Consider the following 16919-nt stretch of genomic DNA (forward strand, 5'->3'; position numbering starts at 1 on the left):
TAAAACTTTATGGGCGATATTATGATTGGGTTTCAATTGCTTTGTTAACTTTGCAAACCTGAGCGGAGCATCATATGGTAATATGCGGATGGTTTGTGCTAAATAGTTGCTAATAAATATGGTCAAATTTATTCTTCCCGAAGAAGTTCTGCCTTTAAGAAGCCTCGTTTTACGTAATGGCAAGCCATTAAAAGAGTGTGTTTTTGAAGGCGATGATGCCTACGATACCTTTCACTTGGGTTTTTGGGCAGATGGGGAAATTAAGTCGGTTGCCACTTTTATGCACAACGATTTTTTCCCCGAAGAAGGCGAAGGATATCAGTTACGGGGTATGGCTACGCATCCCGATGAGGGAGGCAGGGGATATGGGGCTGCGCTGGTTAACTTTGCCATCGAGTATTTAAGAGAATATAATACCAGTTATCTGTGGTGTAACGCACGCTCTACGGCAGCAGCCTTTTACAAAAAAATTGGCTTCACCACCGAATCGCCAGAATTTGATATCCCGGGCATCGGTTTCCATTACGAAATGAAATTAAACTTAAATCAAAATAATTAAACATGAACACCATTGACCAGTTTGACTTTAAAGATAAAAAAGCATTAATCAGGGTAGATTTTAACGTGCCTTTGGATGATGAATTTAAAATTACCGACGACAAAAGGATCAGGGCTGCTTTACCAACCATTAGCAAAATATTAAAAGATGGTGGTGCAGTTATTTTAATGTCGCATTTAGGCCGTCCGAAAGACGGGCCTACTGATAAATTTTCTTTAAAACATATCCTTGCTGATCTTTCTGCTTTAACAGGTGTTGAGGTTAAGTTTGCTGATGATTGCATTGGCGAGAGTGCTGCTACTCAGGCTGCTGCTTTAAAATCAGGTGAGATTTTATTGTTAGAAAACTTGCGTTTCTATAAAGAAGAAGAAAAAGGTGATGTGGCCTTTGCCGAAAAATTATCAAAACTTGGTGATGTTTATGTAAATGATGCTTTTGGAACTGCACACCGTGCACACGCTTCAACATCGATTATTGCGCAGTTTTTCCCTGATGCAAAATACTTCGGCTATTTAATGGCTTCTGAAGTAGAAAATGCTGAAAAAATCCTGAACCACGCCGAAAGACCTTTTACTGCCATTATGGGCGGAGCCAAAGTATCTGATAAAATTCTTTTAATCGAGAAATTGTTAGAGAAAGTAGATAACCTGATTATTGGTGGTGGTATGGCTTATACTTTCGCTAAAGCACAAGGTGGTGAAATTGGTACCTCTTTATTGGAGGCTGATAAACAAGAGCTTTCTTTAGAGCTAATTGAAAAAGCAAAAGCTAAAGGTGTAAACCTGATTTTGCCTGTCGATACCGTAATCGCAGATAAATTTGCAAACGATGCAGCTAAGCAAGATGTGGCTGCGGGAGAAATTCCTGCAGATTGGATGGGATTGGATATTGGACCAAAATCTGCTGAATTATTCCAGGAGGTGATTAAAAACTCTAAAACTTTATTGTGGAATGGCCCAATGGGTGTTTTCGAAATGGAAAGTTTCCAGGTAGGTACCAAAGCCGTTGCTGATGCGGTTGTGGCAGCAACTAAAGATAATGGCGCATTTTCATTAATCGGAGGTGGCGATTCGGCTGCGGCAATTGCTAAATTCGGTATGGAAGATGAAGTTAGCTATGTTTCTACAGGTGGCGGTGCTTTATTAGAGTATATGGAAGGGAAAGAATTGCCAGGTGTGAAAGCCATTAATGGATAATCCATACACAACAGTATAAATCAGGCCCTTGCAGATCAGTTTGCAAGGGCCTTGTTTTTTAACATATTGTTTGCTGAGGAATGATTAAGTCTGGCAATTTATTGGCACAGCCGAATAGGAAACACTTAAAAAACTTAGATTTTAGACTACGCTTTATATACGTTAATTGTCGGGAATGAAGCATTTCTGCTTATTTCCAAAGAATTAGGAGCTGATTTTAGAAAGCGATATGGAGATATGACTGATAGCCTAATTTTGATGAACCCTTTTAAGAGATTGAAAGAAAATATTAACAGGCTATAATTTGTTTTTATGAAATTGTATCTAATTTGTACCTTGAATTTTGTAGCTATCTACTGATCAATGTCATTTTCTGTTTCGGGAAATGGCCGGATTCAGTAGGTAATAACAATCCTGATATTGCTGGTGGCAATATTATATTATCTTTTATTTTGTAACGAGAAAAAATGACACGAATCTCAGTCTTCCTTTTCACTATTCTTATGGGAATAGGATTTGAAGGTTTTGCGCAATCCGGCAAAAACACATTATGGTATAAACAACCAGCAGCTAACTGGTATGAAGCGCTGCCATTAGGAAACGGTAGGTTGGGGGCTATGGTTTTCGGGAATCCAGAGCACGAAGTTTTGCAATTGAATGAAGAGAGCGTTTGGGCCGGTGCAAAAGTGAATGCCAATAATCCAAAAGCTCTGCAATACCTCCCGGAAATTCAAAAAGCCATTTTCGATAATAGGTTCAAGCAGGCAGATAGTTTATCCGGGTTGTATATGCTGGGAACACCCGCCCGCATTCGTTCCTATCAACCTTTGGGGAATTTAGAGATGGATTTTAAATGGGAGGCCAAACCAGAAAACTATACCCGTTCTTTAAATATCCAAACGGGAATGTCTACTACCGAGTATAGCATCAATGGAAATAAAATCCTTCAACAGGTTTTGGTATCGGCCCCGGATAATTGTATTTATTATAGAATTGCCGGTAATAAAAACGCTCTTATCAATACGGCCATTTCTTTGAGTAGGGAGAAAGATGTGGTCGTAAAAGCCTTCCCGGATGGCCATATAGAAATGCAAGGCCAGATTATCGATGAGGCGAATGCTAAAGGCGGAGGAAACGGACCCGCAGGGGCGCATATGAAATTTGCTGCTGAGGCCAGAGTGAAATTGAATAAGGGAACCTTTGAGGTGCAAGGGAATAAGTTGGTAGTCCATAATGCAGAGTCAATAGAAATTGTGTTGACAGGGGCAACCGATTATTCGTTGGCCAAGCTGGATTTTGATCGATCCATCAGTCCCATTGTATCCTGCAAAACTATTCTCAATAAGTTAAAGCAGACTAGTGGCGCTGAACTTATAAAGAGGCATATCTCCGAACACCGCGCAATGTTCGACCGGGTGAGTTTGGATTTTGGTACAGATTCGTTGGCAAACTATCCAACGGACCTACGTTTAAAGCGGATGAAAGAGGGAAAGACCGATAATGGATTGATCGCTTTGTATTTTCAATATGGGCGCTATTTATTGATGGGGTCCTCACGAAAACCAGGTGTATTGCCAGCCAATTTACAAGGTATCTGGAACAAAGACCTCGATGCACCCTGGAATTCCGATTTTCACACCAATATCAATTTACAAATGAACTATTGGCCGGCAGAAATTTGCAACCTTCCTGAAACAAGTGAAATACTGGCTAATTTCATCAGGCAAGTTTCTATTCCCGGATCGGTCACTGCAAAAGAAACTTATGGTACCAAGGGATGGACAATGCATCACCTTACCGATGTGTTTGGCCGGACGAGTGTTTGTGATGGTACATGGGGAATGACACCCACCAATGGAGCCTGGATTAGTTTTCCTGTTTATGAACATTATCTGTTCACAGGCGATAAAGAGTACCTGCGAACTACCGCTTACCCGATGCTAAAAGGCGTGTGTGAATTTCTAATGGGCTTTCTCATTCCATCACCGGAAGGTTACCTGGTAACCAATCCTTCCACTTCACCTGAAAATAAGTTCAAAGTCCCCAATAGCAAGGAAACATCTACCCTTACTTATGCTGCCACAATTGATATTCAGACAGTGAATGCGGCTTTTGATTATTGTGCGGAGGCAGCGGCTGTACTGGGTGTAGATGCCGATTTTATTGCAACGCTCAGGGCAGCACAGAAGAAGCTTCCTCCGGTAAAAATTGCCTCTGGTGGAAACATTCAGGAATGGATTAAGGATTATGAAGAAACTGAAATTGGTCATCGCCATATATCTCACCTGTTGGGTTTGTATCCATTGACTCAAATCAATCCCGAAACGCCGGAACTTTTTGAAGCGGCTAAAAAAACCATTGCCCGTCGTTTGTCTCAAAGGGGGGCGGAACAGGTTGGAGCCGTGCGTGGATCATTAATTTTTATGCCCGTTTGCTTGATGGTGATAAAGCCTATGAAAGCCTTAATATATTATTGAGTAAATCTACACTCAACAATTTGTTTGATACGCATCCACCTTTTCAGATAGATGGAAATTTTGGAGGAACAGCAGGTATTGCGGAAATGCTTTTGCAAAGTACCAACGGTATCATCCGTTTATTGCCTGCCTTGCCCACTGCCATGCCTGATGGTCAAGTAAAAGGCCTTGTGGCCCGTGGAGGTTTTGAAGTGGGAATGGACTGGAAAAATGGAGGGTTGGTAAATGTAACCATCTTATCGAGACTGGGTAATTCTTTAAGGGTGAATTATAAAGGCAAAACTGTCGAATTGAAAACCGTTAAAGGCGGGAAGTACACCTTATTAAAAGATTTGAATCTTATAAAAACTCCAGACAAGGGAAATTAATATGATGGTTAAAAAATAAAGCATAATTATTTCTATTATAAACAAGGCCCTTGCAGATGAATATCATTTTGCAAGGGTCTTGTTTTTTACCCTATTGTTTGATAGGGCATGACCAAGTTTGGTGATTTATTGGTGCCTCGGAATACGAAACACTCAAAGAACTAGATTTTCGACTACGCTTTATGTACGTTAATTGTAGAGAACAAAGCATTTTTATTCATTTCGAAAGAATTAGTAACTGATTTTAGAAAACGATATGGAGATAGGGGTGTTTTATATTATGACTGATAGCCTAATTTTGATGAACTCGTTTAGGAGACTGAAAGAAAATATTAACATGTAATTTAAATTACAGTATTGAATAGAATACCGATTCTGCCGTACAGTATTTAAACGAGGCGAGTAGGGGGGGATATGTTAGCTTTATAAATGTGAAAGAAACTATTTCTGAACTAGATTCTCCAAAAGGATGAATGGGTTTCGATGTTGTGCTAACTGGTGTTCACGACAGCCAGTTTGGTGCTACTTATGGTTTTGGTAGGGTTGAGTATGCCTATCAATTAACGATGCCCTGAGTGAGACTTGCAAATAAAAATGGCCGCCTTTTTCCGGCAGCCATTTTGAATTAGCATCGAAAAGAAATTAAAAATTACTTGCAGTAGTGGTATCCCACCACAGGCGCGAAGCAATATCGTCTTTACCCGAGCTTAAAAAAGTAGCAGCTTCTGCAACAGCCGAAGCATTTCCGGTTCTTTCTGCAGGCACAAATACCAGTCGCTTAATCCACTGGTCGGCGGTTATTACACCCCAATCAGGACTACTGTCATTTTTAGCAACGTGTGGGATTTTTGGATAGCCTGTTCTTCTAAAATCTACCCAGGCCTCCAAGGTATTGGTAAATGTAGCCAGGTATTTTTGGGTAATAATTTTTTCCAGTTTCAATTCATTCGAATCACCTGCATTCCAGGCCACTGTAATGGTAGAAAGTGGTGTGAAATTATTCCGGCTATCTTTCGGATCGGTATAGCTGATGGGTTTGCTGGTTGCATCAGCCAGATAGGCATCAACACCTGCTGCACCCCAATCTGCAAATGAAAGACGTACTCCATTTTCGTAATTTGTTTTAGCGTCACCTGCATTTGCCCATCCCCTTAACGCAGCTTCGGCTTTTAAAAAGGCTACTTCCGCTGCGGTAAATCCTCTTCTGTTTTGCGCCGATTTGAAATCGGTGCTCACGGTAGAATAAGAAACCCGGTCATCTTTAGCATTGATGTAAGCGCCACCGCGAATACCTTTGTATTTGTAGGCTGGATGATCAGTTACTAAACTGGCATCACTTACTTCACTAAAATATTTGGCTATACGGCCATCTTTTAAACCTACCATAAACGATTCCATGTTTGCGCCCATCCGGGTATCGTTCCAATCAAAGCAAATCATCGAAACAGGCATTACCTCACCATTTAACGAAATCAGGAAATTTTCCGCATTGGTGGTAATTAATCCAACAGGATCGGCCAGGGCTTTTTCTCCCTGTGTTTTAGCAATGGTAGGGCTAACTTTTACCAAACGCATAGCTAAACGCAGGCGTACTGAGTTAAGCAATTTTAACCACGAAGCGATGTTGCCTTTATAACTTGGGTCGAATTTGGTAAAGCCGGTGTAGGATGTGTTGGCTTTGAGATTGGTTTCAATCTGATCTAACTGCGTAAACAGGTTGTTGTATAAATCCGATTCTTTGTCGTATTTAATCGAACCTAAGCCCGCCGAACCGTAGTTTGAATAGATTACCGGACCATAAATAGCAGTTAATTTTGAGATGGCCAATACCCTAACCAATTTTGCCCAGTCGCCAAATAACGGTAGTTTTTTCTCTTCAGCTAATTGTATTACCTGTTTTGAAGGCGACATTACACTGCCATATATACGATTCCAATAGGCATCAATCCAGCGCAGGTAATAAGTAGTGTTGTTTACATTGGCTACAAAAGGTGTTGGTGTACCCATATATCCCATCCAGTTATCATAACACAGATCCTCTTCAATCTGGTGTCCCATCAGGTTAAACATCATCCCTGAGAAAGAAGAACCAACCAGGTTGAAATCCTGCTCTAACATTTTATCTGATATCTGATTCGGATTGGTATTTATCTCTTCGAAATTCTTGGTGCAGGAGTTGAGTAGGATCAAAGCAAGCACCATTAAACATAATTTTTTCATTATTTAAGATATTAGAAGTTTAACTTAAGATTTAGCCCGTAAGAACGTGTACCAGGTATGGCGAATACATCATTAGCCTGCATACTGTTATTGGTACTCATTGCCTGCTCCGGATCGAATGGAGATTTTTTGTAGAAGAAAAACAGGTTACGTCCGATTAACGATACGGAAGCCGATTTAATGGCTGAGCCTTTAACCGGTAAATTGTACGATAGCGCCACTTGTGCTAAACGAACATTGGTACGCGAGAATACATAAGGCTCCATAATGCCATTTCTATCACCTATTGTAGAGTAATAAAGTGCCGGGTCAATTGTGGTTTGGGCAGTATTGCCTTGTATAGCGTTGATTGGAATAGTTCCTGCATCACGTGCTTCACCGGTTCTTTTGCTTACACCATACGAATCGAGAAAAGCTTCGGTTTTAGAGAAAGCCACACCGCCAAATTTAGCAGTTACCAAAGCGCTTAAGCTTAGTTTTTTGTAAGTGAAGGTATTGTTCCAGCCGGCAATAAAGTTAGGATTTAAATTACCAACATACTCTTGAGTTGCAGCTTTGGTTGGTTTTCCTGCAGCATCTAATATAATCTGACCTGCAGCATTACGTGCAAATTTGAAAATATATAAGTCGTTGAAAGAGCCGCCTGCTTTAATGATTGAGTTAAAGCCCTCGCTGTCGCTACCTACTTGGTAACCTGGGTTGTCGGCAATCAACTCAACAATTTTATTTCTGTTCCGCGATAAATTTACAGTTGTATTCCATTTAAAATCTCCATTTCTTACAGGATCCCCGCCTAGTGTCAACTCAAAACCCTGGTTGGTAACTTTACCCGCATTTACATAGTAAAAGGTATAACCAGAACCTGAAGGGGCTGGTAATGATAAAAATTGATTGGTACTGGTGTTTTTGTAATACGTAAAATCCAGGGTTAATCTATCATTTAAAAAGCGGCTTTCTAAACCAATCTCATTACTGGTTATTTTTTCAGGTACCAATGTCGCAAAAGGTGTTTGCGTATTTCTTGTAATACCACCAATGCCGTTTGGCCCACCAGCACCACCTATGGTGTTGCCTGGGTTTACAATATTAAATGGTACTTCGTTTCCAACCCTCGAGGTTGATGCCCGGAGTTTTAAATAATTAATTCCGTTTGGCATGGTTACCATTTGGCTTATTATGGCAGATAATCCTCCCGAATAATAAAAATAAGAGTCGTTTCCGGTAGTCGCCAGTGTAGAGGCCCAGTCGTTACGGCCCGACAGATCTAGATAAAGCATGTCCTTGAAGCCTAATGAAGCATTGGCAAATAGACCTTGTTTCTGAATCCTGCTATAGGTTTGGTTAATAACTAAATTGTAGGGAAGGTTGGCGAAACTAAAAAAATTCGGGTACTGAAGTGGTACAGTTCCATTTGCAAACATCATCCCGTCGTTAAAAGTATAATCCTGGATACTCCCTCCAAATACGCTATTCAAACTGAATTTACCAAAGGTATTATCATAGCTTAAAATAGCATCTCCATATAAGGCTTTATCATTATACTTGGCATAATTCCAGGTACCGTTAGAGCTTACGCTTACCGAGTTACCCCTGCAGCATAACGGTAATCCAATAGCCTATCGTTGTAATCAATGTTACCACGTACATCAAATTTAAAATGCGGTAAAAATGCATACGATGCTTTTGCCGTTGCAATTACCCTGTTGCTGGTAGAAAGTTTAGGGTCGTTGTTTAATTCCCAGTAAGGATTGTTTTGTTTTTCTTCTGTAGAATACCAGTTTTGGATATACAGATTTCGGGTAGCGCTGAAAGTTTGATAGTTGTTTTTAAAATCATCAAAATTTCTTTCCCTTGCAAATAAATATAAACCGGTTAAGGGTTATTGTAATAACCTGCCCCAGGACGGTTTTTTGATTTTTCGTAAGAGAACCTCACATTTCCACTTAAGGTAAGTTTATCATCAAATAACTTGGTTTCCTGACTTAAAGTTACATTATGCTTGTTGTAAGTGCTGGTTGGTACAATACCCGATGCATTATTGTTTCCATATGAAAAGTAAGTAGTTGTTCTTTCGTTTCCGCCAGATACTGATATTGAATTAATGGTATTTACACCAGTCTGGAAAAAATCATCAATATAATTACTTTGGTAATTACCTTTTGTTTTAGACCAGCTGTAATCGCTGCCGGCTATCGCACCGTAATCAAACTGAAACTCAGGTAATGTTGCTGCATTGCTGAAATTTAAGGTTGAATTTAAAGCAATAGCAATTTTACCGTTCTGGCCTTTTTTGGTGTTGATTAGCACTACGCCGTTAGCGCCTTGGCTACCATATAAAATAGCACCATTGGCTCCCCTTAAAATAGTAACCGACTCAAAATCGTCCTGGTTTAGTGCCGAAAGACCATCGCCTCCATCTGTACCGCCGTATGATCCCGGCTGCCCACCTTTATTATTTACCACCGGAACCCCATCAATTACAAAAAGTGCTTCGCTATTTCCGGTAATTGATTTTGAACCCCTTAATACTGTCTTTGTAGAACCGCCCACACCAGAGTTACTGATTCCGATATCAATACCGGCAGCTTTACCGCTTAAAGCCTCCATAAAGTTCGGAGCACCAGCCTTGGTAAGTTCTGTACCCGCTAGTTGTTGTGCCGCAAAGGTTAAAGCTCTTTTCTCGCGTTTTACGCCTAAGGCGGTAACCACTACTTCGGTTAAGTTTGCATTGCCCGAAGGTTTTAGTTTTATGGTTACGTTAGTCAGGTTGCTGATATTTACTTCCTGGGTTTCCATGCTGATATAGGAAACAACCAATGTTGTAACATTATCAGGAACGTTTAAAGTAAATTTTCCATCAGGACCAGTAACGGTTTTAGCACTGGCGCCTTTAGCAGCAACTGTTGCTCCCGGAAGTGGCAAGCCCGATTCATCAACCACCAATCCGGTAATCGTCTTAGCCATTTTCTCACTTACATTAATGGAGTGTTTTACTACCTCTAAGGGTTTGGGGAATAGGTTTTTGTTTGTTGTGCCACTTTCAGCTTTAGCCGCATGCTGTAAGCCAACTGCTGTAACGGCAAGGAGTGCCAGTTTCCGGAGGCCCCGGCTTGTGCTAGAAAAAGTTAATTCCAGGGCACAGCTTGTGAAATGAATGTTCCTCATTTTCATACATTTTTCTGTTTAGTTTAGGTTAATGCCAAATAAATTTTCGATTACCTTCCAGCATTTCCGCAACAAGCTGTCATTTTACACTCCTAAGCAAGACGTAGCACTTTACTTGCTTTTATTACACAACATATCGTGGTTCATGTTATATAATATTTGGTTAGTTCTTTTGTTTAGGGTGTTGTAATGATTTTGATCTAATACTTGTTCGTTGTTTGTTTGGTTTTGCGATATTTAATTTGGTTAGTGTAAATTAGTAAAAAACCTGATACATTGTAACAAGTGTAAAGAAAAATATTTTTTAACCCCGATCTCTATCGATTTATCAAACACAGTTTACATAGAATCGCCTTGTGCTGAATGTCCTTACGTCAAAGATTTGTGCGTAAAAGAAATAAGTTCTACCTTACTTAAATTATCTTAATACAGAACCAATAGCAGTGTACTAAAACAAGCATTGCTTTATAAATGAATTACACTTATGAGAAAAAAAATCTGTTTGTTTGGTTTAGGTTGTCTCTTGATTGCAGGTTTACCAGAAAAAACATTTGCTTCAAGGTCAACTAATGCCAATTACAATCATTTCGCTGCTGAACCTACTGCACTGATTGGCCGATGGGATATAACCGTTGATCAGAATGGAAAGCCCGCACCAGCCTGGCTGGAAGTGAAATTATCAGGCTATAAAACACTGGTTGGCTATTTTGTTTCTACAGCAGGAAGTGCGCGTCCGGTATCAGAAGTTAAGTTTGATGGAAAAACTTTCAGGTTCGAAATTCCACCACAATGGGAGAGTGGTACAGCGAATTTAGTGATGGAAGGAGAATTAACCGATGCTGGAATTCAGGGAGCAATGACTGAATGCAACGGTACAAAATATAGCTGGAAAGGTGTTAAAGCCCCTTACCTGAAAAGAGCAGCAGCGCCCGCATGGGCAAGGCTGTAAATCTGTTTAACGGTAAAGATTTAACGGGATGGAAAGCAAGTGGGCAAAACCAATGGGTAGTGAAAGATGGCATTTTAACCAGTCCGAAAGCAGGTTCTAACCTGATTACAGAACAGAAGTATAACGATTTTAAGCTTCATGTCGAATTCAGATATCCTCAAGGCGGAAACAGCGGCGTGTATTTAAGGGGACGTTATGAAGTGCAGATTGAAGACAGTAAGCAAGATGCGCATCCAAACAGCGTATTGTTCGGCGGCGTTTATGGCTTTTTAACAGCTAACGAAATGGCTACATTAGGCCCTGATGTATGGCAGAGTTACGATATCACCCTGGTGGGGCGTTTGGTTACGGTAGTAGCCAATGGTAAAACCATCATCAGCAATCAGGAAATTCCGGGCATTACTGGTGGTGCATTAGATAGTAACGAAGCAGAACCCGGACCAATTTACCTGCAGGGCGATCACATGCCAATTGAATACCGGAAAATTGTAATTACACAGGCAAAATAATTATCTAAATTTCATAATGTCAGATGGTGGCAACTGACATTATGAACCTTCAATTACAGCATAATAAATTACTTGATCACCTTTTGGTGTTAAATCCCAAAAAGAAAGCATCAAATTATAAATCGTACTCCTTTAAATTGCTGATTATTTATAGCAATTTTTATTATTTTTGCTATAAATAATTAGCAAAATGGAGAATCTTCAAATTAAATCCAACGTAGTCATCACTGAGCAATCTATGAATATCATACGTCCTTTGGCAAAATCAATTGACTGGAATGATAGATTAATTGCCGTCTTAGGAGCTAGGGGAACGGGAAAGACGACTTTGTTATTGCAAAGACTTAAGGCCGAATATGGAACTAGTAAAGAAGCCTTATATATAACAATGGATGATATCTATTTTACTGGACACCTTCTTTCTGACCTTGCTATGGAATTCAGGCAACAAGGCGGGAAAATATTATTTATCGATGAAGTACATAAATACCCCAACTGGGCCAGAGAAATTAAAAACATTTATGACTTTTATAAAGATATTAAAATTGTATTCACGGGGTCTTCCATCATTGATATTAATCGCCAAAATGCAGACTTAAGCAGACGCGCGGTGCAGTATGAAATGACTGGCTTATCATACAGGGAATATTTACAATTCATTGGGGTTGGAGAATTTGACGCATTCCGGTTAGAGGATATTTTGGAACACCATGTGGAAATTGCTAATTCCTTGAGCTTAAAATTCAAACCGCTGCAGTATTTTAACGAATATTTGCGACATGGATATTATCCATTTTTCATAGAAAACATCAATACCTATGCCATACGTGTAGAACGTGTCGTACGTTTAATCATCGAAGAGGATCTTCAGTTTGTCGCAGGATTTAATCCGCATCATTCCAGAAAAATCTATCAGTTGATGTCTATTTTGGCTACTAATGTCCCATTCAAACCCAATATCACTAAATTGAGTGAGAAAACTGGAATACATAGAAACATGATCGTAGAATACTTGTACTATCTTAATAATGCCAGATTAATTAATTCTCTTGCTGCAAATGGAAAAAGTATTAGTATCCTGCAAAAACCTGATAAGATATTTTTGGAAAATACCAATTTGCTTTTCGCACTTGCTCCTGAAAATGTTGATACAGGATCACTGAGAGAGTCATTCTTTATGAACCAGTTTAGTAATACTGAACATAATATTAGTTTGCCATTAAAAGGAGATTTTTTAATAGACGACATTTATACTTTTGAGGTGGGGGGAACAGGTAAAACCAATAAACAGATTGAAGGCATTAATAAGGCGTATCTGGCATTGGATAACCTTGAGAGTGGGATTAATAATAAAATTCCGCTTTGGCTGTTTGGCTTTTTATACTAAACCTGGTTGAAAGATAAAGACAGAAGGCTAGCCAATGTGATAGCAGTTTTATTAGAGTCTCAAACCACCGATCGGTTATTTAAGGGGGCTAGAAAACATCGCCTCAAGGTTTAATGTCAAAATTGGATTAACTATTGAGAGAATGGTGAACCGGTAGATATCGAGTACCTGTTTGCGGCGTGTTTTGATTAATAATTGACCTCAGGAAATGTTTGTTTCTCCAAAACCATTGTGGCCAATTACAGCGTGCGGTTTGAGTAGGTACAGCTGTACTCATGCTTCTACTTAAAACCGATAAAGTCGTGATGCTTATACACATGAGCTAATAGTAGGTGATTAAATAATACCTTGCCGAATGGCAAGGGTAACCAAAGAAGTCGCATTAGGCATTCCCGATTTGTCCATCATGTTCTTGCGGTGGTTAATGACCGTAAACTCACTTATGTTCAATTTGGAAGCAATCAATTTGCTACTCATTCCTTCAGACATGCATAACAGGATTTCAGTTTCCCGTCGTGAAAACAGATGCGGAGGGATTTTCTCTTTAACAGTGCTTGTGTTTTTAGGCTTTGAAAACTGGCTCATGCATTGAATCTTCTGATGTGCATCGATTCTAAATAAGATACCAAAGCTAAAACAAGTACTCCTCCCTCCAGTAGCCAAAAAGCCTCTACGGTGTAAAAAGGTTTCGCATAGGCCTTGCTGTGTTTTTAGTATTCTTTTTTCAGTAGACAATGGGCTGAATATGTGTTGTGAATCCATTTTATTATGATCCTGAATGCTGGAAACTAATGATTCTAACTCAATTAAACGAAGTTGTTGCCATTGCATGGGGTCCAGCAGATAGAAGTTTCCCAGTGTTGCTCTTTTCAGGACAAATGCCTTTTTCTTTTGATCGAAGAGATAAATGATTGGTAACATTGATCTAATATTTTGATTTCCTCTTGAAATCTCTTCAATATGGTAGTTGTCTAGAGGTAGCAGTACCTCTATATCAGCTATGTCCTCGGATTCATAAAACCAGGTTGGTAAATCATTTCCCCTTGGTTGGTCTTTATTCATTTTGTTACCCTTAATGAATTTGGCGAGAACTAAAATCTGTTTGTTACAGGACTGATTAACAATGTATCTAATATACAGTTCACTAGCTGGTTCGTCAATACCAATTTTTGGGTACATTATGCACAAATAGTTTACACATTTTCTTGATTTCTTTTCAAAATTTTGAAAGCAGGATTTAATCCTTGGGCTAGGTAGAAACGCGATGTTTTAATGTAGGACTTAGAATTGGTCACCAGAATCGAGTCGCGAGATGACAACGCTTTTTTTATTTGGAAGATAATGATTCTATCCAAGGAATGCGGTTGAGGTCTGATTTCTTTCTGCCAGACTTTTCCATGCCTTTTAGGATCTCATTAGGTTGAAGTTGTTCTTGTTTTTCCAAAATGGCCTGCGACGATTAATCACCTAAAATGGCTATAAATAGCTATTTTATAAAATATGAACTCGGGTTATCTTGTATTATTCGTTTTCCAATATCTAATACTAAATTTTAACAACCTAAACCGTGCAATCATGGCATTGAAACTTTTACAGAGAGGAAATAGTGGCCAAGGCGTAAAGGATTGGCAGTTTTTTTTATCAGGTCAAAATTTGTTTTCTGATGTTGCTGATGGAATATTTGGTGAAAGTACGTTGAAGGCAACGTTAGCATTTCAGAAGCTAAATGGGATTAAACAAGATGGAATAGTAGGGAATAATACTTTTGGTGCAGCTATGCTCAAAGGCTTCAATAAGGTTCAGGATGACCGGAATACAAAAGAAAGCAACAATTGGCCACCTAAACCAGATTTTTCTTCCATTAATAGCAATTCAATCAGGCAACAAATGTTTGGAAGAATGGAGTTTGTCTCACAACCGCAGGTGGAGAATCCTGAGCATATCAAAATTACAAATAACTGGATAGAGAATATAGTCACAGTAAGTATCCCGCAATTAAAGGGAATACTTAAAAAGCCGGAAATCCAATTTCATAAAGCGGCAAAAGACCAACTTATTGGCCTCTGGGCGAGATGGGAGCATGACGGGATGTTAGGTCTTGTGAAATCATGGCAGGGATCATTCGAACCACGGTTCGAGAGAAACAGTAGGACAGTTCTGAGTAATCATGCCTTCGGCACCGCTTTCGATATTAACGAAGAATGGAATCAGTTTCATACTCTACCTTCACTCGTTGGAAACGAAGGAAGTGTACGAGAGCTTGTTCCCGCTGCTAATGAATTTGGTTTTTTCTGGGGAGGACATTTTAAAAGGCCTGACGGAATGCACTTTGAGGTTTCAAAAATATTTTAACAATTTATCTTATTTCAAACTACGCCAATATGAAAAGATATAATCAACCTATTGAGTTAATCATAGATTACCAGTCTGATCCTTTGATGAAAGAAGTGCCGGATATAGTGGCCAGTCTAAAAGGCGCTGGTATTCCAGTTGCTAAATGTGAAACTTTATTTAATCAAGTCATTGATTCAAAGTCGATTCCGGCAATTACTTCTCAGTTGACAAAAGTTACCGTTAAAACCGAGGTAAGTGATCTAGAAGTACATTCATGGGATCTGGCGCATGCCGCTTTAAATTCAGGTAACAATGTTAAGTATATAGAACCAGATTTATGGCAGGAGTATACTGTAGATGATAAGATGCAAGATGGTTTCAATTCCGTTTCAGCCAAATCATTCGGTACCGAGGCAAAAGGAGATAATGTTGATCCAGACTGGCCACCTAAACAAAATTTGGTCTGGCATCTTGATAATGAGCATTCACAACTAGGTGCTGCCAGAAGCGAGGTGGCCGATCTTGATGACTATGTTATTCGGATCGGACATCTTGATACCGGTTATACTAATCATTTTGCGATTCCACAGAAAATAAGGGATAACCCGCATCAGCGGAATTTTATAGCAGGTGAGCAATCTGATAAGGCATTGGATCCAGGAAGTGAAGGTATTCTGAAGCAGCCCTTTCATGGTACAGGAACAGGGGCATATTAGCAGGCGATAAAATAAAATTAACAACTGCCAGCGGAGAGTTTAATGATTATCTTGGAGCAGCTTATTTTGCCGAAGTAATCAGCTGCAGAATTTCCAAATCGGTGGTACTATTTAAAACAAGTGCTTTTGCACTGGCACTTAATTACCTCACAGATATTGTTAATAGTGGTACTCAGGTTCATGTAGTTTCTATGAGTATGGGAGGTGCGCCATCCCGGGCATGGGCCGATGCGGTAAATGCGGCTTATAATGCGGGGATAACGATTGTCACCGCTTCAGGGAATAACTTTGCAGGCTTGCCTACTCGACATTTGGTTTATCCGGCACGTTTTCAGCGTGTAATAGCTGCATGTGGAGTAACCTATGACCAGGCACCTTACTACACAAGTCTTATTAATGAAATGCAAGGCAATTATGGTCCTTCCAAGGACATGCAAAAAGCACTGGCGGCTTACACGCCTAATATGCCCTGGGCTAATTTTATTTCAGGTACTGTGCAGTTTAATGGAGCAGGGACATCTTCCGCAACACCCCAAATTGCGGCTGCAGCTGCGATTTATTATAAAAAGAACCACAAGGAATTAGATGCAGCAGCACCCTGGCAACGTGTTGAGGCCATTAGAAACGCATTGTTCAGCACTGCAAAAAAGATCATTAAACCTGGGTTTGGAGATTATTCGCAATATTTCGGAAATGGAATCGTACAAGCCCTTGATGCACTGAAAATACCTGTAAAGTTGGATATTGCACAAACTCCGGAAGATAAAACTCCATGGTTTCCAATTTTAGACACTCTAATGAAGAAATTACCCGATGAAAAGGAGCAGTCGAGAATAGACATGTTTAATACTGAGTTATGGCAATTGTTGTATGGTTATCCCGAACTTGCTATTAAAATCGGCGGCAACCAGGTAGACTTTGACCAGATCAGTGCGCTAAATTGGGATTCATTTGCAAATGCAGTAATTGAACATCCTGCTGCATCAAAAACTTTAAAAGCTTTTTTAAAGAACAGATTTAAATAACCCCATAAAGACTT

14 protein-coding genes are annotated in these 16919 nt (G+C 39.6%); 10 read left to right on the forward strand and 4 right to left on the reverse strand.

Annotation, left to right across the window (positions count from 1 at the left end; genetic code table 11):
- Positions 1–118 precede the first annotated feature (118 nt).
- The 4 genes from G7074_RS16335 (at position 119) to G7074_RS16350 (ending at position 4600) form a co-directional block, all read left to right on the forward strand.
- On the forward strand, positions 119–559 hold the full coding sequence (locus G7074_RS16335; RefSeq protein WP_166209943.1) for a GNAT family N-acetyltransferase: 441 nt from the start codon (positions 119–121) through the stop codon (positions 557–559).
- Between the two features lie 2 nt (positions 560–561).
- Positions 562–1755, forward strand: a complete 1194-nt coding sequence (pgk, locus tag G7074_RS16340; RefSeq protein ID WP_166209946.1) for a phosphoglycerate kinase — start codon at positions 562–564, stop codon at positions 1753–1755.
- A gap of 503 nt (positions 1756–2258) precedes the next feature.
- On the forward strand, positions 2259–4232 hold the full coding sequence (locus G7074_RS16345; RefSeq protein WP_166209949.1) for a glycoside hydrolase N-terminal domain-containing protein: 1974 nt from the start codon (positions 2259–2261) through the stop codon (positions 4230–4232).
- On the forward strand, positions 4229–4600 hold the full coding sequence (locus tag G7074_RS16350) for a glycoside hydrolase family 95-like protein (RefSeq protein WP_166209952.1): 372 nt from the start codon (positions 4229–4231) through the stop codon (positions 4598–4600). The genes G7074_RS16345 and G7074_RS16350 overlap by 4 nt, the downstream gene beginning before the upstream one ends.
- Positions 4601–5242: 642 nt before the next feature.
- Here G7074_RS16350 and G7074_RS16355 read toward each other — a convergent pair.
- The 3 genes from G7074_RS16355 to G7074_RS26735 form a co-directional block, all read right to left on the reverse strand.
- A complete protein-coding gene (locus tag G7074_RS16355; protein ID WP_166209955.1) occupies positions 5243–6820 on the reverse strand; it encodes a SusD/RagB family nutrient-binding outer membrane lipoprotein in 1578 nt (525 codons plus the stop codon).
- 11 nt (positions 6821–6831) lie between these two features.
- The gene (locus G7074_RS26730; protein ID WP_370526521.1) at positions 6832–8295 is read right to left on the reverse strand and encodes a TonB-dependent receptor domain-containing protein; all 1464 of its coding nucleotides are present in this window, start codon (positions 8293–8295) and stop codon (positions 6832–6834) included.
- A 397-nt stretch (positions 8296–8692) separates the two neighbouring features.
- The gene (locus G7074_RS26735; protein ID WP_205944081.1) at positions 8693–9991 is read right to left on the reverse strand and encodes a carboxypeptidase-like regulatory domain-containing protein; all 1299 of its coding nucleotides are present in this window, start codon (positions 9989–9991) and stop codon (positions 8693–8695) included.
- A 478-nt stretch (positions 9992–10469) separates the two neighbouring features.
- Between G7074_RS26735 and G7074_RS27260 the strand changes: the two genes are divergently transcribed.
- From G7074_RS27260 to G7074_RS16370, 3 genes are all read left to right on the forward strand, one after another.
- Positions 10470–10934 carry a hypothetical protein gene (locus G7074_RS27260; RefSeq protein WP_240916330.1) on the forward strand — a complete coding sequence of 155 codons (465 nt, stop codon included), beginning with the start codon at positions 10470–10472 and terminating at the stop codon, positions 10932–10934.
- Positions 10919–11443: a DUF1080 domain-containing protein gene (locus G7074_RS27265; RefSeq protein ID WP_240916331.1), complete on the forward strand. Its 525-nt coding sequence runs from the start codon at positions 10919–10921 to the stop codon at positions 11441–11443. The genes G7074_RS27260 and G7074_RS27265 overlap by 16 nt, the downstream gene beginning before the upstream one ends.
- Before the next feature lie 190 nt (positions 11444–11633).
- Positions 11634–12830 (forward strand): ATP-binding protein, encoded by a 1197-nt coding sequence (locus tag G7074_RS16370; protein ID WP_124560870.1) that lies wholly within the window; start codon positions 11634–11636, stop codon positions 12828–12830.
- Positions 12831–13166: 336 nt separating this feature from the next.
- On the opposite strand, the gene G7074_RS16375 is transcribed toward G7074_RS16370, so the two are convergent.
- A complete protein-coding gene (locus tag G7074_RS16375; RefSeq protein ID WP_166209958.1) occupies positions 13167–13892 on the reverse strand; it encodes a response regulator transcription factor in 726 nt (241 codons plus the stop codon).
- A 513-nt stretch (positions 13893–14405) separates the two neighbouring features.
- On the opposite strand from G7074_RS16375, the gene G7074_RS16380 reads away from it, so the two are divergent.
- From G7074_RS16380 to G7074_RS16390, 3 genes are all read left to right on the forward strand, one after another.
- The gene (locus G7074_RS16380; protein ID WP_158674066.1) at positions 14406–15182 is read left to right on the forward strand and encodes a M15 family metallopeptidase; all 777 of its coding nucleotides are present in this window, start codon (positions 14406–14408) and stop codon (positions 15180–15182) included.
- Between the two features lie 29 nt (positions 15183–15211).
- Positions 15212–15880, forward strand: coding sequence for a hypothetical protein (locus G7074_RS16385; protein ID WP_166209961.1), 669 nt, complete (start codon positions 15212–15214; stop codon positions 15878–15880).
- Positions 15881–15981: 101 nt separating this feature from the next.
- Entirely contained in the window at positions 15982–16905 is a 924-nt protein-coding gene (locus G7074_RS16390) for a S8 family serine peptidase (protein WP_240916332.1), read from the forward strand.
- Positions 16906–16919: the final 14 nt, after the last annotated feature.

The sequence above is a fragment of the Pedobacter sp. HDW13 genome, from assembly GCF_011303555.1.
GTDB lineage: Bacteria > Bacteroidota > Bacteroidia > Sphingobacteriales > Sphingobacteriaceae > Pedobacter.

Bases quoted from the DNA above. Each gene is read 5' to 3' on its own strand.
- G7074_RS16335 (WP_166209943.1), top strand. From the start codon at position 119: ATGGTCAAATTTATTCTTCCCGAAGAAGTTCTGCCTTTAAGAAGCCTC.
- pgk (WP_166209946.1), top strand. From the start codon at position 562: ATGAACACCATTGACCAGTTTGACTTTAAAGATAAAAAAGCATTAATC.
- G7074_RS16345 (WP_166209949.1), top strand. From the start codon at position 2,259: ATGGGAATAGGATTTGAAGGTTTTGCGCAATCCGGCAAAAACACATTA.
- G7074_RS16355 (WP_166209955.1), bottom strand. From the start codon at position 6,820: ATGAAAAAATTATGTTTAATGGTGCTTGCTTTGATCCTACTCAACTCC.
- G7074_RS26735 (WP_205944081.1), bottom strand. From the start codon at position 9,991: ATGAAAATGAGGAACATTCATTTCACAAGCTGTGCCCTGGAATTAACT.
- G7074_RS27260 (WP_240916330.1), top strand. From the start codon at position 10,470: ATGAGAAAAAAAATCTGTTTGTTTGGTTTAGGTTGTCTCTTGATTGCA.
- G7074_RS27265 (WP_240916331.1), top strand. From the start codon at position 10,919: ATGGGCAAGGCTGTAAATCTGTTTAACGGTAAAGATTTAACGGGATGG.
- G7074_RS16370 (WP_124560870.1), top strand. From the start codon at position 11,634: ATGGAGAATCTTCAAATTAAATCCAACGTAGTCATCACTGAGCAATCT.
- G7074_RS16375 (WP_166209958.1), bottom strand. From the start codon at position 13,892: ATGAATAAAGACCAACCAAGGGGAAATGATTTACCAACCTGGTTTTAT.
- G7074_RS16380 (WP_158674066.1), top strand. From the start codon at position 14,406: ATGGCATTGAAACTTTTACAGAGAGGAAATAGTGGCCAAGGCGTAAAG.
- G7074_RS16385 (WP_166209961.1), top strand. From the start codon at position 15,212: ATGAAAAGATATAATCAACCTATTGAGTTAATCATAGATTACCAGTCT.